Genomic DNA, 25,153 nt, shown 5'->3' on the forward strand with positions numbered 1-25,153 from the left:
GAAGCGGGATACGCACTCTCCTTTCCCGGCCTCTTGACGTGAATTCCAGAAACAGCACCCCCGAAGCCGCGACGCCTAGCGCAGCCATTCTGCTCGTCGTCGTCGCCTGTTTCGGGTTCTCATTCCTGGACGCCAGCGCCAAATATCTGGTGCAGAGCGGCATGGCAGCGCCGTTCGTCGCCTGGATGCGGTTTGTCGTCCATCTCGCCGTGGTGCTCGTGCTTTTCCGGGGTTGGTCCAACCGGGCGATGTTCAGGACCGGCCGGCTGCCTGCGCAGATCGTGCGCGGGGTGTTCCTGTTCGGGTCCACCATGTTCAATTTCCTGGCGCTGCAGACGCTGCAACTGGCCGAGACCATTTCGATCTATTTCTTCGCCCCCATGGTGATCACGGCGCTGGCCGGTCCCATTCTCGGAGAGTGGGCGGGCTGGCGTCGCTGGCTGGCGGTACTGGTCGGATTCGTTGGCGTGCTTGTCATCACCCGACCTGGTTTCGGCACCTTCGGCGTCGGCCACCTCTTTGCGCTGGCCTCGATGCTGAGTTACTGCGGCTACGTCATCATGACGCGGCAGATGGGTGCGACCGAGAGTTCGGAGAGCCTGATCTTCTATTCGGCGCTGGCCCCGGCGATCCTCATGTTCCCGGTGGTGCCCATCTACGGTTCGATGCCGCAAGAGACTATCCAATGGGTACTTCTCGTCGCGCTCGGGCTGATCGGCGCGTTTGGGCACTACCTTCTCATCCGCGCCTACAAGCTGGCAACGACCTCGGCCTTGGCGCCGTATCCGTACTCACAGATGTTGTGGATGATAGCGCTCGGCTGGCTGATCTTTTCCGATCTGCCCGACCTCTGGACGCTCGCAGGGGCGTCCATCATCGTTGCCAGCGGGCTCTACATCGTTCACCGCGAACACAGGCTCAGGCTGCAGAACCGAACGGCTCCCAATACGGAAACTGGCGAGCTGGCAAAAAAGCTTTGAAAACCCTCTTCGCGATGGCATAAGGCTTTAAACAGTTTAAAGCCACGAGCCGGCGTATCCAGGAGGAGGGGTTCCCTGGCCCAGAAGATCAAGCTTTCAACCATCGCCGAGGCGCTCGGCGTATCGACCGCGACCGTGTCGCTGGCGTTGCGCGACAGTCCGCTGGTTGCCGACACCACGCGCGATCGTATCAAGGAGCACGCGCGCACGATCGGTTATATCTACAATCGCAGGGCGGCGAGCCTGCGCACGTCGCGTTCCGGGATCGTCGGCGTGGTCGTTCATGACATCATGAATCCGTTCTTCGCCGAAATACTGCGCTCGATCGAGAGCGAACTCGATCGCAGTCGGCAAACATTTCTCCTGTCCAACCACTACGATCAACTCGAGAAGCAGCGAACATTTATCGACACGCTGCTTCAACTGGGCGCCGACGGGGTAATCATGTCGCCGGCGATCGGAACGCCGTGTGAAGACATTGCGCTGGCTGAAGGCAACGGTTTGCCGGCGGTTCTTATCGCCCGGTCGGTCGAGGGCGCCGACGTGCCGGTGTTCCGTGGCGACGATGCTTATGGGATCGGGCTTGCGACCAACCACCTCATCTCACTTGGCCATAGCCGCATCGCGATGATCGGCGGCACCGATCAGACGTCAACCGGGCGCGACCGGTATCGGGGCTACGTGATGGCCATGGAACATGCGGGATTGGAGGTCGTGGACGGACTGCGCCTTCCCGGTCCACGGACGAAGCAGGCAGGCTTCGAGGCGGCGCAGAGCTTCCTGGCCATGAAGGAAAAGCCGACGGCGGCCGTGTGCTGGAACGATCTCGTCGCGATCGGCCTCATGAACGGCATTTTCCGGGCAGGGCTGACACCTGGTGTCGACATATCCGTGACGGGCTATGACGATCTCGAGGAAGCGGCAATCGCTACCCCGGCACTAACTACCGTCTGGAACGGTCAGCGCGAGGTCGGCAGGCGCGCGGCCCGGGCATTGCTCGACCGTCTCAACGGCATCGATGTCCACGGTGGGCAGGAATTGATAAAGCCGGAACTTCACGTTCGGCAATCGACCGGCAAAGCATCTGCCAGATAGAAAAGAGGCGGCGGGTATCACCCACCGCCTCGATCCGGTCCTACATCTCGCAAGATGCGAGTGTGGAGTGATTAGTCTGTCGACGCGTTAAACTGCTCGCAGAGTTCGGCCATGTTCTGGGGCATGCCTTCGGAATCCGTGGTCTCAGTGGACGTGGCGCCACCCGCGGCAGTCGTTACCGAGCACGTGTCACGGAGCTGCTGGCGCTCGCCAGCGGAAAGGCCATCCCAGCTAGCACGGATTTCGTCGGTCGAACGGAGTTCCGTCATGGTGTCGTCAGTATAGAATGCGCCCATCATCTCGGAAGGATTGCGAGCTTCTTCACCCGAGCTTGCCGTTGCGCTCACCTGAGCCAGGGCCGCACCCGTAAGTGCAAAAGTCAGGGCTGCTGCTGTCAAAATCTTTTTCATGATCGTTTCCTCTATTTTAGTTCTGGTCGGTAATTCCGTTATCCGCTGTCTCAGCGGGGACAGTGAAAGAACGAGGCGGCGGGCCAGGAGTTCCTTTGCCGATTGATTGGTCGGACGCACGATAAGTTGAGCGGTGGAGAGCGTCTTACCCCATTGTCATCATTGGGTTACGCTCTACGCGCGCCGCGCGCGCGGTCGTTAGAGAGGTGTCGTTTGCGATCGTGGTGTCCTAGTGTGCGGGCACGAGCAGCGGTTGAACAGGAGCGATCACGTGAGCAAGGCAGCAATTCTGATTCCCGGTCGTCTTCATCCGCATGCGGAAAGCCGAATCAGAGAAGCGTTTGAGGTCGTTTCCATCGCTCGTCCTGACGCAATGCTGCTCGACGAACCCGACAGGGAACGCATCCGGGGCATCGCAGTAGCAAGCGGCATCAGGGCACAATCGGTGGATGGCGAATTTCTCGGAGCATTTCCAAAGCTAGAGATCGTCGCAAGTTTCGGCGTTGGCTACGATCACCTCGACGCCGCCCGGGCTGCCAGTCTCGGCATTATGGTCAGCAACACGCCTGATGTGCTGAGCGAGGAGGTTGCCGACACCGCGGTGGCGCTGCTCATCAACACAGTGCGTGAACTGCCGATGGCGGAAGCCTGGCTCAGACAGGGCAAGTGGCACTCCGTCGGCTCCTATCCGCTTACGAAAGGGACGCTGCGCGGCCGATCCGTTGGCATATTCGGCATGGGGCGGATCGGTCTTGCGATCGCAAAAAGGCTGGAAGCGTTCGGATTGCCGATCAGCTACCACAATCGCCGCAAGGTCGATGGCGTGGACTATGGCTACCATGAGAGCCTGGTGGAACTCGCGCGCGCCGTCGATACGCTGATCTCGATCGCGCCCGGCGGCACCTCGACCGAAAAGGCGGTGAACGCGGAGGTGTTGCGTGCGCTTGGCCCGAGCGGGGTCTTGATCAATGTCGGGCGCGGAACGACGGTCGACGAGGATGCGCTCATCGCGGCGCTGGCCGATGGCACCATCATGTCGGCCGGCCTCGACGTTTTTGCCAACGAGCCGGATGTGCCGGAAGCCCTGATCGAAGCTCGCAATGCCAGCCTGCTGCCGCATGTCGCATCCGCGTCGATGCATACCCGCACGGCAATGGCGGATCTCGTCGCCGACAATCTGCTGGCATGGTTCCGTACCGGTCGCGCGCTCACGCCGGTCCGTGAGACCGCTCACATCACTGGCCCATGAGCATTGGCGTCTTCGCCACATCTCTGCCTTAGGGCAACGTTAACCATAGCAGCTGATTCTGGGGGACCAACCGCGAAGGGACAACATATGCGCGGCGCACTTCCGATGGCTGCAGTCGCACTTGCGCTGGCAGCGTACTGGGCTGGTGACTTCACCGACCCGCAGCCCGACACGATCAACGTCTCGTCGACGCACGGCGACAACGATCACTATCAACTGCGATCCAGCGAGCAGGACGGCGCGTGCACCCTATCGCTCGGGGTTATCAAGGGCGCGCGGCAAGCCCTGTCTCCCGATGCAGCGTGTACCGGCGTGAACGCGGATGTCTCGACCGCCCGTTGGTGGCAGGAACGGCCTGACGGTTCCGTCGCGTTGCTGCGCTCCGATGGTGGACTGGTCGCCGAATTCGCCGTCGCCGACGGAGCAGCGTTCGAATCCTATAATCCGGTGTCGCCGATCCTGGTTCTCCTTTCGGAGAAATGACGACGCCTATTCGGCGGCGAGACGCGCACCATGTGCCGAGGCGTGCTGGCGTGCCGCATCGCCGAAGGCTCTAAAGATGCGCGCCGACGCATCGTCGGTTCGCGACCAGTATTCCGGATGCCACTGCACGCCGACAGCGAACGCAGGCGCACCGATCACGGAAACCGCCTCCACCGTTCCATCCTCCGCCGCGCCTTCCACCATCAGTCGCTCACCCAGCCTGCCGACTGCCTGCCGGTGGACGGAATTGACCATGATCTCGCCGGCGCCGAACACGTCCGCCAGGCAGGATCCAGGCTTGATCGAAACTGGCTGGCGGATTGCGAAACGCTCATCCTGGTCGTCGGAGACCGGGGCACGGTGGTCCCAGATGCCTTCCTGCTCCTGGATCTCCGTCGCGAGCGTGCCGCCGAGTGCGACGTTCAGTTCCTGGATACCCCGGCAAATCGCAAGCAGCGGGACACCCTTCTCGATTGCAGCCCTGATGAGCGGCAGGGTGGTGGCGTCGCGCGCCGGATCGTACGGGCCGTTTGCCTCGGTCGCCTGTTCTCCATAGAGCGAGGGATGCACATTCGAGCGCGACCCGGTGACAAGCACGCCGTTCACGCCAGCGAGCAGGGAATCCAGGTCGAGACGATCGCCGAAGGACGGCACCAGCAGGGGCAGTACGCCGGCAGCGTCAAGGGCCGCTTCGAGATATTGCTGCGGGGCTGCGTGCCAGGTGTAGTTGTCGAACTGGCGAACGTCGGTCGACACGGCGACGAGGGGCTGGCGCATTGGTCGGTTCCATTTCCAGGGAGGCCATGACCTCCCTTCAATCAGCAGTCGCCAACATCTAATCCGGTTTCGGATCATTTCCAAGGGCAGCGGACGCGCTTGCAAGGCAAGGTCACCAATGCCTCGAAACATGCTGAAACCATGTCCGCACAAGGCCAAAGCAATCAACGCATATTGCCCGCCGCTGGCTGGACTTGGCATCTTTCGCGTGTATTTATACCCGCCGGCTTCGGGGGGAGTAGGTGCTGCTACAGCGCAGTTCATCCCGAGTTCTGTATCAAGAACTGTTGAAATTCCATATCTGGGAGGTTTACTCGATGGATCGTCGTTCATTTTTCAAGAAGGCTGGCGTCGCCGGCGCAGGCGCGGTTGCCGCATCGTCGCTCGCCGCACCCGCAATCGCGCAGGACAACCAGACCTGGCGCATGGTCACCACTTGGCCGAAGAATTTTCCTGGTCTCGGTGTCGGCGCTCAGCGTCTTGCTGACCGTATCACTGCTGCTTCGGGTGGCCGCCTGACCATCCAGGTCTATGCAGCCGGCGAAATGGTGCCAGGTCTTCAGGCGCTCGACGCCGTCATCGAAGGTTCGGCGGAGATGAGCCACGGTGCTGCCTATTACTGGCAGAACAAGAGCACCGCACTCTCCTTCTTCACCGGCGTGCCGTTCGGCATGACCTCGCGCGAACTCACCGGCTGGGTCCGCTATCTCGGCGGCCAGGAAATCTGGGACGAGATTTACGACCAGTTCGGCGTGCAGGGTTTCCTGTCGGGCGATACCGGTACGCAGGCAGGCGGTTGGTTCCGTAACGAACTTACCGGCGTTGCTGACGTTCAGGGCCTTCGCTTCCGCACGCCGGGCCTTGGCGGCCAGGTTTGGGAGAAGCTTGGTGCATCCGTGACGAATCTCGCGGCCGGTGAAATCTTCCAGGCTCTGCAGTCCGGTACGCTCGACGCGGCCGAGTTCGTCGGACCTTACAACGATCTCGCGCTCGGGTTCTACCAGATCGCGAAGAACTACTACTTCCCATCGTTCATCGAACCGGGCCTCGCAACCGAACTCGTCGTCGACAAGGCCAAGTATCAGGCGTTGCCGGCCGACCTTCAGGCGATCGTCAAGGATTGCTGCCAGGCGGAATACGACGCCGTTGCCGCCGACTTCGCGGCCAACGATCCGCGCGCGCTGCAGACGCTCATCAATGATCACGGCGTTCAGGTTCATCAGTTCCCCGACGAGATCCTGGAAGCCGGCGCTGCTGCTGCGAAGGAAATTCTCGAAGGGCTGCTGGAGTCGAGCGATGCGCTGACGAAGAAGACTGCGGAAAGCTTCGTATCGGCGCTGAATATCGTGCGCCAGAAGACCGAAGGCACCGACAGCCTCTTCATCCAGGCTCGCGAGAAGTACTTCCAGATCTGATCGATCGGCAGTCGCAAACAGAAAGGCCCGGGATCGCTCCCGGGCCTTTTTCGTTGCAACATGGATGGTGGCGCTAGCTGTAAATCCAGCGCGGAAGCCATGTTGCGATGCTCGGGAAGGCGAACATGATCGCAAGGGCCACCATTTGCAGGCCGACGAATGGAATGACGCCGCGGTAGATCATGCCCGTGCTGACATTGTTCGGCGCGACGCCGCGCAGATAGAAGAGCGCGAAGCCAAAGGGCGGCGTGAGGAAGCTGGTCTGCAGGTTCACGCCGACCATGACACCCAGCCATACCGGATCGATGCCGAGGTCGAGCAGGATCGGCGCGGTGATCGGGATGACGATGAAGATGATCTCGAAGGTGTCGAGAATGAAACCGAGCAGGAACATGATCGCCATGACGACGATCACGGCGCCGGTGACGCCGCCGGGCAGGCCCGACAGGAACTCGTGAACCAGATTGTCGCCGCCCATGAGGCGGAAGACGATCGAGAAAACAGATGCGCCAAACAGGATGATGAAGACCATCGAAGTGATGGCGGCGGTGGAGATCGCCGCTTCGCGCAGGATGGAGAATGACAGACGCCAGCGCAGCGCGGCGAGCACCATCGCGCCGATCGCCCCGACCGAAGCAGCTTCGGTGGGCGTCGCGATGCCGCCGAGGATCGATCCGAGCACGGCCGCAATCAGAAGCAGCGGCGGCACGAGCGCCACGAACACCTCCCGGGCAAGGTCCTTCTTCTCGTCTTCAGGAACCGGCGTCGCCGGGCACGACTTGGGATCGGTAATTGCCTTGAAGACCATCCACAGCAGATAGAGGCCGACGAGCAGCATGCCCGGCAGGATGGCGCCGGCAAACAGGTCTCCGACCGAGACCGGAACCGGTGCGAAGTTGCCCTTGGCCATCTGCACCTGTGCATTGATGCCCGACAGCATGTCGCCCATGAAGATCAGTACGGTGGATGGCGGGATGATCTGGCCGAGCGTGCCCGAGGCGCAGATAACGCCAGTGGCAAGCTTCGGATCGTAGCCGGCCCGCAACATCGCAGGCAGGGAGATCAGTCCCATGGTCACCACGGTCGCGCCAACCACGCCGGTAGATGCAGCAAGCAGTGCACCAACGATGATGACCGACATGCCGAGGCCGCCGCGCATGTTGCCGAAGAGCTTGCCCATCGTCAGAAGCAACTGCTCGGCGATCTTCGAGCGTTCGAGCATCACGCCCATGAAGATGAACAGGGGCACCGCCACCAGAACCTCATTGGTCATGAAGCCGATGTAGCGGTTTGCCAGTGCGCCGAAATTCGAAGGATCGAAAACGCCGAACCAGAGGCCGACGGCGCCAAACATGAGCGACACGCCGGCCAGCGTGAATGCGACCGGAAAGCCCAGCATGAGGAAGCCGATGATCCCGAAGAACATCAGGCCAGAGAATATCTCGCCGAGAAGAACGGGATCCATCAATGGGACTCCTGCTGGTATTCGTATCGATAGTCCACGGGAACAAGGTCTTCCCTGTCGGCCAGCACCAGGATGGAGCGCGCCAGCATCGAGATACCCTGTATGACGATGACGAAAACGAAGACCAGGATGAAACTCTTGAGAATGAACAGTCCAGGCATGCCGCCGATATTCGCCGACCCTTCGTAGAGCCGCCACGAACGCGCCACGAAGCTCCAGCCGTAGGTCGTGACCACCCAGGCGAACGGCATCAGGAAGGCGACCACGCCGATAAGGTCGATTACCGCCTTGGTCCTGATCGATGCCGGCCTGTAGAAGATGTCGACGCGCACGTGGTCGTTGCGCAGCAAGGCAAAGCCGGCGACGGCCGTGAACATCGCGCCGTTCAGCCAGACGTAGAGGTCCTGCATCCAGAGGCGGGTCGTGGACAAGGCATAGCGCTGCACCACCACGGCGAAGCAGACGATCACGATGGCGAGCGAAAGCCACGAGAAGACGTTGCCGACGAGTCGATTTATCGCGTTGATCACGCGAATGATTATGCCAAGAAAGCTCATAATGGTTGGTTCTCGGTTGCCTTTCCGATCGAGAAAGCAGTCAGCGAATGAAAGGCCCATTCGCCCGGCGGCAATCCCTACTCCTCCACAGTGGCACGAGTGGGCCACTTCCCTTATGCCCCGAGCCGGCGTCAGTTTGTTCTGACCTGTCACGACCGAGTCGCAAGGCCGATAGCAGCTTGCACGAGGATTGGAAAGAAAGACTACGGGGTTTTCCCCTTGCCGCACAGTCATGACGGCGTCTTTCCGGCAATAATGTTTCGGCTGTGCTCGCGATAGCGACATTTTTAGCCGCGCGATGCGTCGTTTAAATGCAGTGGGAGGATTTTGTTTGACGCGGCCCGCCGGCATCACAACACTGCACTCCCAGGCAAGCCACGGTGGGCATCCCCGTCATGGCTACCCGCGAGGAGAATGGCGATGACGCTGCACGAGGTCGCGCTCGGCGACAAGTTCGATCTTTCAAGGGAGCGCATCTTCGTTTCCGGTGCCCAGGCCGTCGTGCGCATGCTGATGATGCAGCGCGAACGCGACCGCCGGGCGGGGTTGTCCACTGCCGGCTTCATTTCAGGATATCGCGGCTCTCCCCTCGGCGGGCTTGACCAGCAACTCTGGAAGGCACGGCGAGAACTGGAGGACGCGAACATCGTCTTCCAGCCGGGCCTGAACGAGGAACTCGCAGCCACGGCATGCTGGGGCACACAGCAAGCTGAACTGATGGGCGAGGGGAAGCACGACGGCGTGTTCTCCGTCTGGTACGGCAAGGGGCCCGGTGTCGACCGCACCGGCGACGTCTTTCGCCACGCCAATCTCGCGGGTACGTCGAAGCATGGCGGCGTCCTCGCGCTGATGGGTGACGACCACACCGCGGAATCGTCGACCAACGCACATGCCACCGAGTTCGCCTTCGTCGACGCGATGGTGCCGATCTTCAACCCGGCCGGTGTACAGGAACTGATCGACCACGGCCTCTACGGTTTTGCATTGTCGCGTTTCGCGGGAACGTGGTCCGCGATCAAATGCGTGAAGGACAACATCGAATCGACGGCCTCGGTCGATGCGTCGCTCGAACGTCTCGACATCGTTCTTCCGGAATTCGACATGCCCCCCGGCGGGCTGAACATACGGCACGAACTCGACCAGTTCGGCCAGGAACAGCGGCTTCACGACTACAAGCGCGCCGCCGCCGCCGCGTTCATCCGCGCCAACGGGCTCAACCGTATCGTCTATTCCGGCGGTGCGCGCCCGAAGCTGGGGATCGTCACGATCGGCAAGAGCTACCTCGATGTCCGCCAGGCGCTGGAGGACATCGGGATAGGCGAGGCGGAGGCCGATCGCATCGGCATACGGCTTTTCAAGATCGCCTGTCCCTGGCCGCTGGACTATGAACATATCGCCGCGTTCGCTCAGGGCCTGGAGACGATCATCGTCGTGGAGGAGAAGCGCTCGCTGATCGAGACGCAGTTTCGCGAGCATCTCTATGGCCGGGCCAACCAGCCAGTCATCGTCGGCAAGAAGGACGAGAGGGGAGCGGCGCTTTTCCAGGCCGCCGGTGCTCTGGACCCGAACGAGATCGCCATCGCGCTCGGCGAGCGGATTCTCGCCACGATCGGCCATTCCGAAGAGATCGCAGCGCGGGTCTCGCGCCTGCGGCAGTTCCAGGCGATGCTGGCGGATACGCGGGATGTCGCATCGCGCACGCCCTATTTCTGTTCCGGATGCCCGCACAATTCTTCCACAAAAGTTCCGGAGGGGTCGATCGCGGCAGCCGGTATCGGCTGTCATTTCATGGCCCTCTGGATGGATCGCTCAACCGTCGGCTTCACCGCGATGGGCGGCGAAGGCGCCCAGTGGATCGGCCAGGCGCCGTTCACAAAGCGGGATCACATCTTCCAGAATCTCGGCGACGGCACCTACAATCATTCAGGGTCGCTTGCGATCCGCTTCGCGCTCGCGAGCAAGGCCAACATCACCTACAAGATCCTCTACAACGACGCCGTGGCGATGACCGGCGGCCAGCCGCACGAAGGCAGCCTCACCGTCGACATGATCGCCGCACAGGTGAGGGCCGAAGGTGTCGACAGGATCGCCATCGTCACCGACGAGCCGGAAAAGTATGCCGGCAAGGTTGCGTTTCCCGCGGGCGCCAGCATCGATCATCGCGACGACCTGGACGCCGTACAGCGCGAGTTGCGGCAGGTGAAGGGCGTTTCCGTCCTGCTCTATGACCAGACATGCGCCGCCGAAAAGCGCCGCCGGCGCAAGCGCGGCACGTTTCCTGATCCCGACCGACGGGTGATCATCAACGAACTGGTCTGCGAAGGCTGTGGCGATTGCGGCGTCGCCTCGAACTGCGTCTCCGTCCAGCCTGTCGAGACCGAATTCGGCCGCAAGCGACGGATCGACCAGTCTTCTTGCAACAAGGATTTCTCCTGCCTCAACGGCTTCTGCCCGTCCTTCGTCACCGTCCATGGCGCCAAGTTGCGCAAGGCGGAGGGCGCTGCCGGCGCCGTCGACCCCCTGGAGGGCGTGCCGCAACCTGAGCCATACTCGCTTGATGAGGCCGGATGGTCGGCGATCATCGACGGCATCGGTGGCACGGGCGTCGTGACGATCGGGGCTATTCTCGGCATGGCGGCCCATGTCGAAGGCAAGGGCTGCGGCATGATCGACATGGCCGGCCTGGCCCAGAAGGGCGGTGCGGTGTTCAGCCACGTGCGCATCGCGCCAGCGCCGGAAGATATCCATGCCATCCGCATTTCCGCCGGCAAGGCAGACCTTATCCTCGGCTGCGACCTCGTGGTCTCTGGCAACAAGAAAGTCCTGTCGGCCGTTCGCGAGGGAGAGACCGTGTTCGTCGTCAATACGGCAGAGGTCATGCCGGGCGACTTTGCGCGCTCGGCGGACTTCTCGCTGCCCACCGAGCGCCTCAAGAAGGCGATCCGGAGCGCTGCCGGTGAGGACAAGGCACATTTCGTCGATGCAACGCAGGCAGCGGCTACCTTGTTCGGCAATTCACTGGGCGCCAACATGTTCATGCTCGGCTTTGCCTATCAGCATGGCGGGCTGCCGCTTTCGGCGGACGCTGTGGAGAAGGCGATCGAATTGAACGGCCAGGCCGTGGCGATGAACATCGCCGCGCTCCGTTGGGGGCGCCGCGCGGCACATGATCCGCAGTTCGTTACCAGTCTGGTCGATAGCGCCCGCACGTTGCCGCCCGCTCCCTCGCAGACGTTGGACGATATCATCGAACGCCGGGCGGAGTTTCTCACCGCCTACCAGAATGAAGCTTACGCTGCGCGATACCTGAAGCGCGTCGCCTCGATCCGCGATGCGGAGCAAAGTGCGGTGCCTGGCTCGACGGCAGTGAGCGAGGCAGTGGCGCGCAACCTGTTCAAGCTGATGGCGATCAAGGACGAATACGAGGTGGCCCGTTTGTACACCGACGGGTCGTTCAGCAGGCAGCTCGCAGCCCAGTTCCAGGGCTGGGACAGCCTGGAATTCCACCTCGCGCCGCCGATCCTTGGGCGCAAGGGGCCGGATGGCAAGGCGCGCAAGTCGAAATTCGGACCGTGGATGCTGAAGGCGTTTTCGGTTCTGGCGGCGCTGCGAGGAGTTCGCGGCACGCCGTTCGACGTCTTCGGCTACACTGCCGAGCGCCGCATGGAGAGGCGGCTGCTCGACGTGTACGAGGCGGACCTCGACAGGATAGCAATCGCGCTGGCGCCCGGACGCATCGACGCGGCGGCCGCGCTTGCGTCGGTGCCGTCGCTGATCCGTGGTTTCGGGCACGTCAAGCACGCCAATGCGGCGAAGGCGGCGCAGGAGCGCGCCCGGCTGCTGGCGCGTCTCGACGAGCCTGTCGCCGACAACACGCTGAAGGCTGCGGAGTAGTATGTGAAGATGCCCCTAACAGGCTGTTTTGGCCTCCATAAGTGTTTCTTAATGGAGGTCTGGCATCCCTAGGGACCGCAAACGGTTCATCGGTATGCCGACCAGAAAGAACAACGAGCTCCCGCTCGACATCTACATACCGTTCGTCCAGACACTGTTCCGCGACAGCACCACGCTCGCGGTAGGCTTTGTCGCGCAAATTCTTCTGATCGTCCTCGTCTATCTGAACACGCGAGATTCAATCTATCTCGCTCTCGCACTCTCCATGGCCGTCGTTGCCCTGGTGCGCTTGCGCAGCGTGAGGAAGTGGGCGAGGGCGCCGTCGCCCGCAAATCGCCGGGAAGCCGAAGAGCGCGAACGGATCTACCTGACCTACGGGGCTCTTCACGGGTTTATGCTGGGCCTGTTCTGTTTCCTGACGATCTACTGGTCGCACGATTATTTCGGAGAGATCGCCGCCATTTGCGTGACGCTTGCATCGGCGACGTCCATTGCTGGGCGAAACTACGGTTCGCCGCGCATGGTGATGGTGTTCATCATGACGATGACCTGGCCGATCTCCGTGGGTCTCATCATGCGTGGAGACATGTTCCACGTCATCCTCGGCCTGCTGTCGATCCCGTTCTTCTTCGCCATCCGGAAGTTTGCCGACAATGTGCGCGAGGTCCTGTTCGCCGCGCTTTGGGAGGAGAAGAAGGCCAATCGCCTCGCCCAGCGCTTCGATCGCGCGCTCAACACGATGCGCTCGGGACTGATCATGCTGAGCCCGGAGGGCAAGGTCGTCGTGGCGAATGCGGAAGCGGCGGCGCTGATGCAGGTGCGCAAGCCGGAACGGCTGCTGGGTCGCACCCTGCGCGGTCTGCTGATGCGCGGTGTCGCTGGCGGGCTGCTCAGCCTCAAGGACTCGCGCTACGCCGAAGCGCAGCTTACGCGCGCACTGCGGGAAGGCCGGGATCGCAAGGTTCTGCTGCAACTTGGCAACGGGCGTTATTTCGAGTTTTCCGCGCGCGAAGGACACGACGAACTTGGCGTCATCACCTTCGACGAGGTGACGGCACGCATCGAGGCGGAAGAACGCATCCGCTTCATGGCGCGCTATGACAGCCTCACCGGCCTTCCCAACCGGGCCTATTTTCACGAGCTGGTTTCCGAGCATGTGTCGGGCGGCGACAAGACGCGTCATGTCGCGCTGGCGATCTTCGATCTCGACGACTTCAAGAGCGTCAACGACACGCTCGGCCATCCCGTCGGGGACGGCCTGATCTATGCGGTGGCCGAAAGGCTCAATCGTTTCGGCCATGAGGATGTCAAGATAAGCCGCTTCGGCGGCGATGAGTTCATGATATTCTTCAACGACGTGCGCGAGCCTGATTGCTTCGCTGGCGTGCTCGACGGCATTTTCCGGGAACTGAACGGCGACGTCGACGTCGCCGGACACGCGCTTCGTATCCAGGCAAGCGCTGGTGCGGTGCTGACTACCGCCGGCAGCGCGGATGTGGACGCGATGATCGTGCGGGCCGACCTCGCGCTCTACAAGGCCAAGGAAGACGGCAAGAACGGCTGGAAGCTGTTCGAGGCGGTGATGGACCAGGCCTTCCGCAACCGGCAGGTCATGAAAGCTGACCTGCGCCAGGCCGTCGAGTCACGTGCGCTTAGGGTCGTCTACCAGCCGATCGTCTCGATGGAGACGATGAGGATATCCAGTTGCGAGGCGCTGTGCCGTTGGGACCATCCGGAGATCGGTCCGATTTCGCCGGCGGTCTTCATTCCGCTGGCCGAAGAGATGGGGATCATCTCCGAGATCACCACGTTCATGCTCGATGCCGCGACGCTCGAATGCGCCAAGTGGCCGGAGCCGATCGGGGTCTCGGTCAACCTGTCGGCCAAGGATTTTCGCAATGACGACATCATGGGGAAAATCCGCACTGCGCTCGAGCGCTCCGAACTCGCACCCGGCCGGCTCGAGATCGAGGTGACCGAGACCGCGCTGCTCGACGACAAGTCGCAGACGCGCGAATATATCGAGAAGATCAAGTCACAGGGCGTGCGCATCGCGCTTGATGACTTCGGGACCGGCTATTCCAGCCTCAGCTATCTCCACACGCTGCCGCTCGACAAGGTCAAGATCGACCGTTCCTTCCTGAATGACGTGACCCGCAGCCCGCGCTCGCTCGAGCTGCTGCGCGGCATCGTCAACCTGTCGCGCCCGCTTGGCCTGGCGGTGACCATCGAAGGGGTCGAGACCTTCGAGCAACTCAAGATCCTGGCGCTCGACGTCAAGCCCGACCTCGTCCAGGGGTTCCTGTTCGGATCGGCCCTCACGGCCTCCGGCATAGAAACCATGTCCAACATGACATGGCCCTTCGCGCAGCAGATCAGCGCTTCCACGACCCGTTCAAACGCCTGATTTCGCACGGCTTCAGCGCCTTCCAGCGCCGCGTCGCGTACTTAACCATTTGTTAAGGTTAACTTTGGGTTAATGGGGGGCTTTGCATTTTCGCCTTTACTCCTTCGGTCTCTGCGTTAACCTGTTCTCGGCGGAGTAGTACAGGTACGAGGAGCGCGTTATGTCAGGCAAGGTATCCTCGCTGCTCGGGGCGGCGGGTTTGAGTCGCAGCGATTCCGAACAAGAAAATTCGACAACCACTCAATCTTCCTTCGTCAATAACATCTTCTCGATATTGGAGCGGACCGAGTATAGGCGCTGCGAGAGCGGTGAAGACATCGAGAATATCTATCGGCTTCGATACAAATCCTATCGGCGTACGGATATGGTGCCGGAAAATTTTTCCCGCACGGTGCACGACGATCTCGACGACCTGTCCAACTGCTACCGCTTCGGTGTCTATATCGATGGTGTTCTCGTCAGCACCTTGCGCATGCACCACGTGTCGGCTGATCTGCCGACTTCTCCATCGTTCAACGTCTATCCCGACGTTCTCATGCCGAGGCTGGCTGCTGGCGAATCCTTCATCGATCCAAGCAGGTTCGCCGCCGATCCCGAATGGTCGAAGGTTTATCCGCAGATCCCGTACATCACGCTGCGTCTGGCCGGCATGGCATGCTTCCACTTCGGTGCGCCGTATTGCCTGTCGACCATCAGGCCGGACCATGCGGGCTTCTACAAGCGCATCTACTACTCGGAGCAGATCGGCGAGTTGCGCGATTATCCCGGCCTCAACTATCAGGTCCAGCTCTATCAGGCCGATGTCCAGGCCATCAAACTGCGCTCCTTCGTTCGCTTTCCCTTCTTCCGGTCGACGCCGATGGAGCGGCGGATGATGTTCGGCCAGACAGGCAAGGGCGAACCGGCCCCGCTGACGATCCTGCCGACTGCGCGATACATGCTGCACGCCGCCTGACGCTGCCCCGCGGCGTTCTTGTCTTTCGCCCGAGGCGCGTTCATAAGCCTTACGAAGGCGGCGCCGGGGAAGGAGCGACCGCGACGAGGTTCGATGGTCACACGAGAAGACATTGCCCGCACAGCCATCTGGGCGGAGGAACTGACCGAAGACGAATTGGAGAGGGCCAGTCGTGGCCTTGTCGAGCGGCCATTCGCGAAGGGGGCTTATGTCTGCCACCGCGGCGACCGGCTCGATCATTGGACCGGGGTGGTTACCGGGCTCGTCAAGATCAGCGCTATCTCGCGTGACGGCAAGGCAATGACCTTTGCAGGTGCAACCGACGGTGGCTGGTTCGGTGAGGGGTCGGTCCTCAAGGACGAGCCGCGCCGCTACGATCTTGTGGCACTGCGCGATTCGCGGCTGGCGATGATGTCCCGCCCGACATTCATGTGGCTTTACGAGAACAGCCGCGGCTTCAATCGCTACCTGGTGCGCGCGCTCAACGAGCGCATGGGGCAATTCATCGCCACCATCGAATATGACCGTATTCTCGCGCCGCGGGCCCGCGTGGCACGAAACCTGTCTTGGTTCTTCAACAAGGTCCTGTATCCGAAGGCGGGACCATCGATCGAGATCACCCAGGAAGAACTGGCGCTCCTGGCTGGCGTGTCGCGGCAGGTGGTCAATCGTAGCCTTCAGGAACTCGAGGAAGAGGGACTGCTCAAGGTGGAGCACGCCCGCATCACGCCGCTCGATATTCCGGCGCTCGTGGCCTACGACGCCTGAGCCTGCATAACCTCATTCTCGCCAATGGCATGGGCGCGATCAATCGCGCGTCGCAAGTCGTGAAATATTGGGGAAATCAGTGCGTACACCGATGCCCATTGAAAAGACAATCTGGCGGCGTGTCTGTCAAGCGGCGTGTTGCTTGCCGCTGCGAATTGATGGAAACTTGCCCGACTTATAGGAATTCCGGCGGGGCAGGAGGTGCCTGGCCGGAAACAAGGGCGAAAAACGCCTGATGGGAGGAACGGGTTTTGGCGCAAGCTGCGACCTCGCTCGACACGTTTCCGAAATATCTGCTGCTCAATGCGCAGCGCTTTCGCGATCGCCCCGCCATGCGCCACAAGGACCATGGCATATGGCAAAGCTGGAGCTGGGCGGAACAGCTCGATGAAATCCGCGCATTCGCCGTCGGGCTCGAGGAGCTCGGCTTTGCGCGTGGCGACAAGGTTGCCGTGGTCGGCGCAAACCGGCCGCGCCTGTACTGGACCTTCGCGGCGGTACAGTCGCTGGGGGGCGTGCCGGTGCCCGTCTATGCGGATGCGGTTGCCGAGGAGATGGCCTATGTGCTCGACCACGCCGGCGTCCGCTTCGCAATCGTTCAGGACCAGGAGCAGGTCGACAAATTGCGTACCTTCAAGGATACAATTCCGGCGCTGACGGAGTTGATCTACGACGAGCCGCGTGGGCTTATCGACTATCCGAAAGAGGGGCTGCGGGCGTTCACCGAGGTGCAGGAAGCCGGTCGCGCCGCCATGTCGGCAGATCCGGACCGAACCACGCGCTGGGAAAACGCCATCGGCGAGGGCAGCGGCGACGACGTGTCGATCATGCTCTACACGTCCGGCACCACCGGCCGCTCCAAGGGTGTGATGATCACCGGTAAGGCTGCGGTCTCGGCGGCCGTCGACACAGTCCAGTTCGACAGTCTCACCGAAAAGGACAGCGTTCTCGCCTATCTGCCGCTCGCGTGGGTCGGCGACCATTACCTCAATTATGCGCAAGGCTACATTTCCGGCTTCTGCATGAACTGCCCGGAAAGCCAGCAGACGGTGCCGCAGGACCTGCGCGAGATCGGGCCGACTTTCTATTTCGCGCCGCCCCGCGTCTTCGAGGGTCTGCTGACCAGCGTCACGATTCGCATGGAGGATGCGGGCCGGCTCAAGAAGTGGATCTTCCGGCACTTCATTGAGGTCGCGCGCAAGCACGGCCAGGCGATCCTGGAAAAACGCCCCGTGCCGTTTACCGGGCGGCTTGCCTATGCCATCGGGGAAATTCTGCTCTATGGGCCTTTGAAGAACGTGCTCGGCATGTCGAACATACGCGTCGCCTATACCGCCGGTGAGGCCATCGGCTCCGACCTGTTCTCGTTCTTCCGGTCGCTCGGCATCAATCTCAAGCAGCTCTACGGCCAGACTGAGGCCTTTCTGTACGTGACGGTGCAAAAGGACGGCCACGTGCGGTCCGACACGGTCGGCCCCGCGGCGCCCAATGTCGACATCAGGATCGCCGACAATGGAGAGGTCCAGTTCCGATCGCCAGGCATGTTCACCGGCTACTACAAGGAAGAGGAGAAGACGGCTGAGGCGCTGACCGAGGACGGCTATGTGATGACCGGCGACGCCGGCTTCTTCGACAGCGACGGCCAGCTCAAGATCATCGATCGCGCCAAGGATGTCGGGAAACTCACCGACGGCTCGCTGTTCGCGCCGAAATACATCGAGAACATGCTGAAGTTCTTCCCGAACATAAAGGAGGCCGTGGCCTTCGGTCACGGAAGGGACTTCGCCGCCGCATTTCTCAACATCGACCTGACGGCAGTCGGCAATTGGGCGGAGCGCAACAACATCTCCTATGCCTCCTACCAAGAACTGGCGGGCCATCGGCAGGTCTACGAGATGATCGCCAGGAACGTCGACGAGACCAACCGCCGGCTCGCCAAGGAGCCGATGATGGCCGGTGCCCAGATCAAGCGGTTCCTGATCCTTCACAAGGAACTCGATGCCGACGATGGCGAACTGACCAGAACCCAGAAGGTGCGCCGGTCGTTCGTCGCAGAACGCTACGCGGACCTCATCGAGGCGCTTTACGACGGCTCCACCGAAAGGTTCGTTTCCACGGAGGTGACGTTCGAGGACGGCCGCAAGGGCAAGATCAGCGCCACGGTCAGGATCGTTGACGCCCAGGTGCACGGCGCGGGCGGTGGCTTGCTGCGAGAGGCGGCCGAATGACCCAGCATATGGCTCCCGACCGGTTTGCGACGGATGACGGTATCGCCAGTGGCGACGTGCTTCTCAAGGTCGACAACGTCTCGCTGGCCTTTGGCGGCGTCAAGGCGATCACCGACATCTCCTTCGATATCCGCAAGGGTGAGATTCGTGCGATCATCGGCCCCAACGGCGCCGGCAAGACGTCGATGCTGAACGTCATCAACGGCTTCTACACGCCGCAGCAGGGCATCATCACGTTCCGTGGCAAGCGACGCCGTGCGATGAAGCCGCACCATGCGGTCAAGCAGGGCATCGCCCGCACGTTCCAGAACGTCGCTCTCTTCAAGGGAATGACGACCCTGGAGAACATCATGGCGGGCCGCTCGGTGCACATGCACCGGAACATTCTCTGGCAGATGCTTTGGCACGGCCCGGCGCTGCGCGAGGAGATCGAGCATCGCGAGAAGGTGGAGGAAATCATCGATTTCCTGGAGATCGAGCACATCCGGCGCACGCCGGTGGGCAAGCTTCCCTACGGACTGCAGAAGCGCGTCGAACTCGGCCGGGCGTTGGCGATGGAGCCGTCCCTGCTGCTCCTCGATGAGCCGATGGCCGGCATGAACCTCGAAGAAAAAGAGGACATGAGCCGCTTCATCATCGACGTGAACCAGCAGCGGGGCACGACCATCGCACTCATCGAACATGACATGGGCGTGGTGATGGACCTTTCGGATCGCGTCGTCGTTCTCGACTACGGCAAAAAGATTGCCGACGGAGAGCCGGATCAGGTGAAGAGCGACAAAGCCGTTATCGATGCCTATCTTGGCGTGCCTCACTGATGGAAAGGAATCATCATGGAATTCGTACCGCTTACACCACTGATCTCGCTGATCGCCGGCGTGCTCATTCTCATCGTACCGCGCCTGCTCAACTACATCGTGGCGATCTACCTGATCATCATCGGTCTCGTCGGGCTGTTCCCGCAACTGGCCGGCTGATCGCCGGATCGGCTCAAGCATAGGGGGACGCCGGAGCATGGACTTTCTGCATTCGATCCTGATCAAGCCCTTCGTGGACATGGCCGCTGCGCCGGACTTCCTGCTTCAGGTGCTTTGGGAGGGAGCAGTGTCCGGCGTCCTCTATTCGCTGATCGCGCTCGGCTTCGTGCTTATCTTCAAATCCTCGCGCATCTTCAATTTCGCGCAAGGCATCATGGTGGTCTTCGCCGCCCTCACGCTGATCGGCTTTCACGCCAGTGGGGTACCTGCGCTGCTGGCCGTGCCGCTTACCCTCGTCGTGATGTATGTGCTGGCGATGAGTATCGAGAGGCTCGTGCTCCGGCCGTTGGTGAACCAGCCGGACATCATCCTGTTCATGGCGACGATCGGCATCACACTGTTCCTCGTGGGCCTTGGCGAGATCATCTTCGGCGGCGAGAACAAGCGGATGATCACCGAGGAACTCGGCATCCCCACCGGCAGCTTCGCCTTCGAGCCGTTCGGCGGGTTCCTGCTGCTTGAGCAGAAGGACGTCACGGCAGTGGTCGGTGCGGTCGTCCTGGTCGTCGCGCTGCTGGTCTTCCTCAACAAATCGAAGATGGGGCGTGCCATCCGCGCGCTCGGCGACGACCATCAGGCGGCCCTTTCGGTCGGCATTTCGCTGTCCACCATCTGGGTGCTGGTCTGGTTCATCGCCGGCGTGGTCGCGTTGATGACGGGCATCGCCTGGGGCGCGCGCGCCGGTGTGTCGTTCGCACTGGAAGTCATCGCCTACAAGGCCCTGCCGGTGTTGATGCTCGGCGGGCTGGAATCCGTGTCCGGGGCGATCATCGGCGGACTTGCGATCGGCATCCTGGAGAAGCTGTTCGAGATCTACTGGGGCCAGCCGCTGCTCGGTGGCAATACCGAGAGCTGGTTCGCCTACGTCTTCGCGCTGATGGTGCTGCTGTTCCGGCCGCAGGGCCTTTTCGGCGAAAAGATCATCGAGCGCGTGTGAGGAACGGTCCATGCTTTATCGTGTCGCCGGCCAGTTCAAGACCAGCTACCAAGCCGACTTCGCCCTCTTTCCCGTCAGGCAGGATGCGTGGCTGCTGGGCTTCATCCTGGTGCTCGCCTTCGTCGTGTTTCCGCTGACCGCGAACGAGTTCGTGTTCCGCGCCTTGCTGATCCCGGTGCTGATCTATTCGCTGGCGGCGCTCGGCCTCAACATATTGACCGGCTATGCGGGCCAGCTCTCGCTTGGCACCGGCGCGTTCATGGGCGTCGGCGCCTATGCGTGCTACAAGCTGATGACGATCTTTCCCGAACTCAACCTGTTCGTCGCGATCCTGATGTCCGGCTTCGTCTCGGCATCGGTGGGCGTGATGTTCGGACTGCCGTCGCTTCGGATCAAGGGGTTCTACCTCGCCATCGCGACGCTCGCGGCGCAGTTCTTCCTTGTCTGGCTCTTCCAGAAGTGGGGGTGGCTCTACAATTACTCTGCGTCCGGCGCGATCCAGGTGCCCAATATCAGCATTCTCGGCATCGATTTCGCCGGCCCGACCGCGCCGGCCATCAACCAGTATTTCTTCGTCCTCGTCATGGTGACGCTGATCACGATCGCGGCGATCAATCTGACGCGGGGGCGCATCGGCCGCCAGTGGAAGGCCGTTCGCGACATGGACATCGCGGCCGAACTGGTCGGGATCAACCTCATGAAGGCGAAGCTGCTGGCGTTCTTCGTCTCGTCCTACATCGTCGGCGTGGCCGGCGCGCTGTTCGTCTTCCTCTGGCGCGGTGCGGCGGAAGCGAATCTTTTCGACATTCCGCTGTCCTTCCGCGTGCTTTTCATCGCCATCATCGGCGGCCTCGGGTCGATCCTCGGCAACTATCTTGGCGCGATCCTGATCGTGGCGCTGCCGGTGATCATCAGCGGCGTTCCGGCGGCACTCGGGCTGCCGCTGACGCCGGCGACCGTCGATCACCTCAACATCATGAGCATCGGTGCTCTCATCATACTGTTCCTGATCCTCGAGCCGCATGGCCTGGCACGGTTCTGGGCGGTGGCGCGGGAGAAGCTGATCATCTGGCCATTCCCGCACTGAACGGGATGCAATGGAGGAAGGTCTGGGCAACCAGGCCCAATGGAGGAGAGAATGAAAAAACTGATTGCCAATGCACTGCTTTCGGCGACCATCCTGGCAGGGCTGTGCCTGCCCGCCGCAGCGCAGGACACGCTCAACCTGCCGAACATGTCCTATCGCACGGGGCCGTTCGCCGCGACGGGCACGCCGCACCAGAACGGGCAGCTCGACTACATGACGATGCTTAACGAGCGCGACGGCGGCATCAACGGTGTCCGCATCGCGTTCGACGAATGCGAAACCGCCTACAATACCGAGAAGGGCGTCGAGTGTTACGAACGGCTCAAAGCGGACGGAGCGCTCGTCACCCAACCATGGTCGACCGGCATCACACTGCAGGTTCTGCCACGCACAAACGTCGATGAAATTCCGCTCTACGGCCCGAGCTACGGCTTCTCGGCCATGCAGGACGGCAAGACGTTCAAATGGGCCTTCAATGCGCCGACCTCCTACTGGGATGGCGCCTCGATGATCATGAACGCGCTTTCCGAAGGCGATCTCGACAGCATGAACGGCAAGAAGATCGCGTTCCTGCATCTCGATCACCCCTATGGCAAGGAGCCGATTCCGCTCTTCGAAAAGCTCTCGGAACAGCACGGCTTCGCCTTCCTGCCGATCCCGGTCGGCCTGACGGAGATGCAGAACCAGTCCGCACAGTGGCTGCAGATCCGCCGCGAGCGTCCCGACTATGTCATCATGTGGGGCTGGGGTGCGATGAATGCCGGCGCGATCACAGAGGCGGTCAAGACGCGCTATCCCATGGAGCAGTTCGTCAGCGTCTGGTGGGGCGCGCACAATCCCGACCTGAAGCTCGTGGGAGCTGACGGCAAGGGCTACCGCGCGCTGAGCTGGAACTTCACCGATTCGAACGCGCCAGTCATGCAGGACATCAAGAAGCATGTCGTTGACGCCGGAAAATCGCAAATCGACCAGGCAAGTGGCGAATTCGACAGCATGGCCTACCAGCGCGGCGTGCTCATGTCGGTGATCCTGGCGGAGGCCGTTCGCGCGGCACAGGACCATGCCGGCACGCCGACCATCGACCAGGAACAGCTTCGCTGGGGTCTGGAAAACGTCAACATGGATGAGGCGCGTCTCAAGGAGCTCGGCGTCGAAGGCATGATGGGGCCGCTCAAGACCACTTGCGCCAACCATACCGGCAATGCCGGCGCGTGGATGGTGGAGTGGAACGGTGAGGAGTTCGTCAAGGTCTCCGACCTGCTGAGCGCCGACCGTGAGCTGATCGATCCGCTGGTCGAGGAAGAGGCGGCGAAATACGCCGCGGCCAATGCTCCCTGGCCGATGAACGACGAATGCAGCATGTGAAGCTGGGCGTCTATTACCCCTTCCCGGAAACGGGGAGGGGCCTTGCCCCGCCGGAGATATGATGAGCGATCCAGCCCCCAAGCCTGACGCCGCCGACAACATCCTTTCGGTCAACAGCATCGAAGTGATCTACGATCACGTCATACTGGTGCTCAAGGGCGTGTCGCTGTCTGTGCCGCGCGGCGGAATCACTGCGCTGCTGGGTGCCAATGGTGCCGGCAAGACGACGACGCTCAAGGCGATCTCCAACCTGCTGCACGCCGAGCGCGGAGAGGTGACGAAGGGCACGATCGTCTTCGAGGGCGACCAGGTCCAGTCCCTGTCGCCCAACGAGCTGGTGCGTCGCGGCTGCATCCAGGTGATGGAAGGGCGGCATTGCTTCGGCCATCTCTCGGTCGAGGACAATCTGATGACCGGCGCCTATACGCGTCGCGACGGCAATGCCGCGATCCGCGCAGACCTCGACCTGGTCTACGAGTACTTCCCCCGCCTCAAGGTGCGGCGGAGCAGTCAGGCCGGCTACACGTCGGGCGGCGAACAGCAGATGACGGCCATCGGTCGGGCACTGATGAGCCGTCCTAAGATGATCCTGCTCGACGAGCCTTCCATGGGACTTGCGCCGCAACTGGTGGAGGAAATCTTTGAGATAGTGAGGAAGCTCAACGAGGAGCAGGGCGTCTCTTTCCTGCTTGCGGAGCAGAACACCAATATCGCCCTGCGTTATGCCAAGTATGGCTATATCCTGGAATCCGGGCGCATCGTGCTCGACGGTGAAGCGAGCGCATTGCGCGAGAACGAAGACGTCAAGGAATTTTACCTCGGCGTTGGCGGCGAAGGGCGACGCTCCTTCAAGGAGGTCAAGCACTACAAGCGTCGCAAGCGCTGGCTGGCCTGAGCATTACCAATTGTAGCTGTAGGTCGCGCGAAGATATCCCTTGCGCGCTTTTGAACGCGGCTTCTCCAGCGTCGCCGAAAGCTCGATGCCGTCGAGTAGCGGTTGTTTGACGGCGATTGTCGTCACCCATTTCTGCCGGTCCCTGCGCGTGGCGGTGGCATGGAACTCGGTACGCGCGCGCGGCAGGGCAAAGTGAATGCTTTGCAGTTCCTGCACATGCGGCTGCCGGTCGCCCTGGGGCTGATAGTCGATCGCCAGTTCCTGGCGCAGCTCTGCGTCGAATGATGACAGGCTGAACGTGAAGCTGTTGGTCAATGCAAGACGGCGATTGCCTTCGGCTCCTTCGACAGATGCATCCAGGCTCGTCGTGCGAATGTCACCGGGCTTGCTTCGCTCGGCCAGTTGGAGCGACCCCCACAGCGCTATGGGATCGTCGAAACTGCGTGGATCGGGGCCACGAAGATGGAACTCCGCCCCAATGCGTGATTCGATCGGTGTGGGAAGCCTGCTGCCGAGCCGCGCCGCGTAGGACGAATCGGACACCTTCGCCAATTCCCAGATCAGCGGGCGCTCGTCGGCGCGCGCTGCGGACAGGCAAATAGCCGTCAACGCGGCTGTGGCGGCAAGGAGCCGTTGAATACGCATCGGTCGCTTCCGGACGACATGGACGGTGGTCACCGATCATCTCAATCGGTTGCATTGCGTTATCAGCCAGCGCGCGCGCTGCCCAATCACGTTTTTTGACGGAAGCGATGGCCCGTTTTGTGATCGGCTTCCATATGCCGCGACAATACTGCCATTGCCCTCGCGGCTCGATTTCGCTATCAGCGCAGCAGAGTTTTCCGGAGGGGATTCCGACGATGGCTGACAATACTCCGACCGGTCCGGTCGAACTGGGCGCCGAAATGGACTATCAGGAGCACGAGAAGACGTATTCGCTCTTCATCGGGCTCAGCAAATACGTCACGCTCTCGACAGTCGCGCTACTGATCGCGATGGCTTTCGGCTTTTTCACAAGCGCCGGCTTTTTCTCCGCGTTCATCCTCTTCGTGCTGATCAACCTGGTCGGCGCTTACCTGCTTCGCTGACGTTTCACGTTCGCGTCGAGCACTGATCATCCAGGGCCCGCATTGCGGGCTTTCGGTGTGT

The 25,153-nt window shown here is 61.6% G+C and carries 22 protein-coding genes; 17 read left to right on the forward strand and 5 right to left on the reverse strand.

All coding sequences use genetic code 11. The features are described from left to right. The first annotated feature begins 38 nt into the window (after window positions 1-38). Both AAFN84_RS00390 and AAFN84_RS00395 read left to right on the forward strand, forming a co-directional pair. Window positions 39-980, forward strand: a complete 942-nt coding sequence (locus tag AAFN84_RS00390; protein WP_347512348.1) for a DMT family transporter — start codon at window positions 39-41, stop codon at window positions 978-980. A gap of 75 nt (window positions 981-1,055) precedes the next feature. Further along, window positions 1,056-2,075, forward strand: coding sequence for a LacI family DNA-binding transcriptional regulator (locus AAFN84_RS00395; protein WP_347513754.1), 1,020 nt, complete (start codon window positions 1,056-1,058; stop codon window positions 2,073-2,075). 71 nt (window positions 2,076-2,146) lie between these two features. On the opposite strand, the gene AAFN84_RS00400 is transcribed toward AAFN84_RS00395, so the two are convergent. Next, complete coding sequence (locus tag AAFN84_RS00400; protein ID WP_347512349.1) at window positions 2,147-2,485, reverse strand: hypothetical protein; 339 nt, start codon at window positions 2,483-2,485, stop codon at window positions 2,147-2,149. A gap of 271 nt (window positions 2,486-2,756) precedes the next feature. On the opposite strand from AAFN84_RS00400, the gene AAFN84_RS00405 reads away from it, so the two are divergent. Continuing rightward, window positions 2,757-3,734 (forward strand): 2-hydroxyacid dehydrogenase, encoded by a 978-nt coding sequence (locus AAFN84_RS00405; protein ID WP_347512350.1) that lies wholly within the window; start codon window positions 2,757-2,759, stop codon window positions 3,732-3,734. Between the two features lie 105 nt (window positions 3,735-3,839). Next, the gene (locus AAFN84_RS00410) at window positions 3,840-4,217 is read left to right on the forward strand and encodes a hypothetical protein (protein ID WP_347512351.1); all 378 of its coding nucleotides are present in this window, start codon (window positions 3,840-3,842) and stop codon (window positions 4,215-4,217) included. A gap of 6 nt (window positions 4,218-4,223) precedes the next feature. Here AAFN84_RS00410 and AAFN84_RS00415 read toward each other — a convergent pair whose 3' ends face one another. Then, window positions 4,224-4,994 (reverse strand): gamma-glutamyl-gamma-aminobutyrate hydrolase family protein, encoded by a 771-nt coding sequence (locus tag AAFN84_RS00415; protein WP_347512352.1) that lies wholly within the window; start codon window positions 4,992-4,994, stop codon window positions 4,224-4,226. Window positions 4,995-5,311: 317 nt separating this feature from the next. On the opposite strand from AAFN84_RS00415, the gene AAFN84_RS00420 reads away from it, so the two are divergent. Beyond that, window positions 5,312-6,409 (forward strand): TRAP transporter substrate-binding protein, encoded by a 1,098-nt coding sequence (locus tag AAFN84_RS00420; RefSeq protein ID WP_347512353.1) that lies wholly within the window; start codon window positions 5,312-5,314, stop codon window positions 6,407-6,409. A 73-nt stretch (window positions 6,410-6,482) separates the two neighbouring features. Here AAFN84_RS00420 and AAFN84_RS00425 read toward each other — a convergent pair whose 3' ends face one another. Further along, on the reverse strand, window positions 6,483-7,874 hold the full coding sequence (locus AAFN84_RS00425; protein WP_347512354.1) for a TRAP transporter large permease subunit: 1,392 nt from the start codon (window positions 7,872-7,874) through the stop codon (window positions 6,483-6,485). After that, a complete protein-coding gene (locus AAFN84_RS00430; RefSeq protein ID WP_347512355.1) occupies window positions 7,874-8,431 on the reverse strand; it encodes a TRAP transporter small permease subunit in 558 nt (185 codons plus the stop codon). The genes AAFN84_RS00425 and AAFN84_RS00430 overlap by 1 nt, the downstream gene beginning before the upstream one ends. Window positions 8,432-8,851: 420 nt before the next feature. Here AAFN84_RS00430 and AAFN84_RS00435 point away from each other — a divergent pair, with 420 nt between their 5' ends. The 11 genes from AAFN84_RS00435 to AAFN84_RS00485 all read left to right on the forward strand — a co-directional run bounded on the left by AAFN84_RS00435 (window position 8,852) and on the right by AAFN84_RS00485 (window position 24,004). After that, complete coding sequence (locus tag AAFN84_RS00435) at window positions 8,852-12,325, forward strand: indolepyruvate ferredoxin oxidoreductase family protein (protein WP_347512356.1); 3,474 nt, start codon at window positions 8,852-8,854, stop codon at window positions 12,323-12,325. 94 nt (window positions 12,326-12,419) lie between these two features. Continuing rightward, the gene (locus AAFN84_RS00440) at window positions 12,420-14,732 is read left to right on the forward strand and encodes an EAL domain-containing protein (RefSeq protein ID WP_347512357.1); all 2,313 of its coding nucleotides are present in this window, start codon (window positions 12,420-12,422) and stop codon (window positions 14,730-14,732) included. A gap of 364 nt (window positions 14,733-15,096) precedes the next feature. After that, window positions 15,097-15,687: a hypothetical protein gene (locus tag AAFN84_RS00445; RefSeq protein WP_347512358.1), complete on the forward strand. Its 591-nt coding sequence runs from the start codon at window positions 15,097-15,099 to the stop codon at window positions 15,685-15,687. Window positions 15,688-15,780: 93 nt separating this feature from the next. After that, complete coding sequence (locus AAFN84_RS00450; RefSeq protein ID WP_347512359.1) at window positions 15,781-16,455, forward strand: Crp/Fnr family transcriptional regulator; 675 nt, start codon at window positions 15,781-15,783, stop codon at window positions 16,453-16,455. Window positions 16,456-16,706: 251 nt separating this feature from the next. Next, the gene (locus AAFN84_RS00455) at window positions 16,707-18,683 is read left to right on the forward strand and encodes an AMP-binding protein (RefSeq protein ID WP_347512360.1); all 1,977 of its coding nucleotides are present in this window, start codon (window positions 16,707-16,709) and stop codon (window positions 18,681-18,683) included. Next, window positions 18,680-19,501, forward strand: a complete 822-nt coding sequence (locus tag AAFN84_RS00460; RefSeq protein ID WP_347512361.1) for an ABC transporter ATP-binding protein — start codon at window positions 18,680-18,682, stop codon at window positions 19,499-19,501. Before AAFN84_RS00455 ends, AAFN84_RS00460 begins: the two co-directional genes overlap by 4 nt. Window positions 19,502-19,510: 9 nt before the next feature. After that, a complete protein-coding gene (locus tag AAFN84_RS00465; protein ID WP_347513755.1) occupies window positions 19,511-19,660 on the forward strand; it encodes a DUF3096 domain-containing protein in 150 nt (49 codons plus the stop codon). Between the two features lie 37 nt (window positions 19,661-19,697). After that, complete coding sequence (locus tag AAFN84_RS00470; protein WP_347512362.1) at window positions 19,698-20,657, forward strand: branched-chain amino acid ABC transporter permease; 960 nt, start codon at window positions 19,698-19,700, stop codon at window positions 20,655-20,657. Between the two features lie 10 nt (window positions 20,658-20,667). Further along, on the forward strand, window positions 20,668-21,744 hold the full coding sequence (locus AAFN84_RS00475; RefSeq protein WP_347512363.1) for a branched-chain amino acid ABC transporter permease: 1,077 nt from the start codon (window positions 20,668-20,670) through the stop codon (window positions 21,742-21,744). A gap of 51 nt (window positions 21,745-21,795) precedes the next feature. Continuing rightward, window positions 21,796-23,109: an ABC transporter substrate-binding protein gene (locus AAFN84_RS00480; protein WP_347512364.1), complete on the forward strand. Its 1,314-nt coding sequence runs from the start codon at window positions 21,796-21,798 to the stop codon at window positions 23,107-23,109. Between the two features lie 61 nt (window positions 23,110-23,170). Next, window positions 23,171-24,004, forward strand: a complete 834-nt coding sequence (locus tag AAFN84_RS00485) for an ABC transporter ATP-binding protein (RefSeq protein WP_347512365.1) — start codon at window positions 23,171-23,173, stop codon at window positions 24,002-24,004. Between the two features lie 3 nt (window positions 24,005-24,007). On the opposite strand, the gene AAFN84_RS00490 is transcribed toward AAFN84_RS00485, so the two are convergent. Next, complete coding sequence (locus tag AAFN84_RS00490; protein WP_347512366.1) at window positions 24,008-24,649, reverse strand: hypothetical protein; 642 nt, start codon at window positions 24,647-24,649, stop codon at window positions 24,008-24,010. Between the two features lie 215 nt (window positions 24,650-24,864). Between AAFN84_RS00490 and AAFN84_RS00495 the strand changes: the two genes are divergently transcribed. Beyond that, complete coding sequence (locus AAFN84_RS00495) at window positions 24,865-25,092, forward strand: aa3-type cytochrome c oxidase subunit IV (protein WP_347512367.1); 228 nt, start codon at window positions 24,865-24,867, stop codon at window positions 25,090-25,092. Window positions 25,093-25,153 lie beyond the last annotated feature (61 nt).

The organism is Mesorhizobium sp. CAU 1741, assembly GCF_039839275.1.
Lineage (GTDB): Bacteria > Pseudomonadota > Alphaproteobacteria > Rhizobiales > Rhizobiaceae > Aerobium.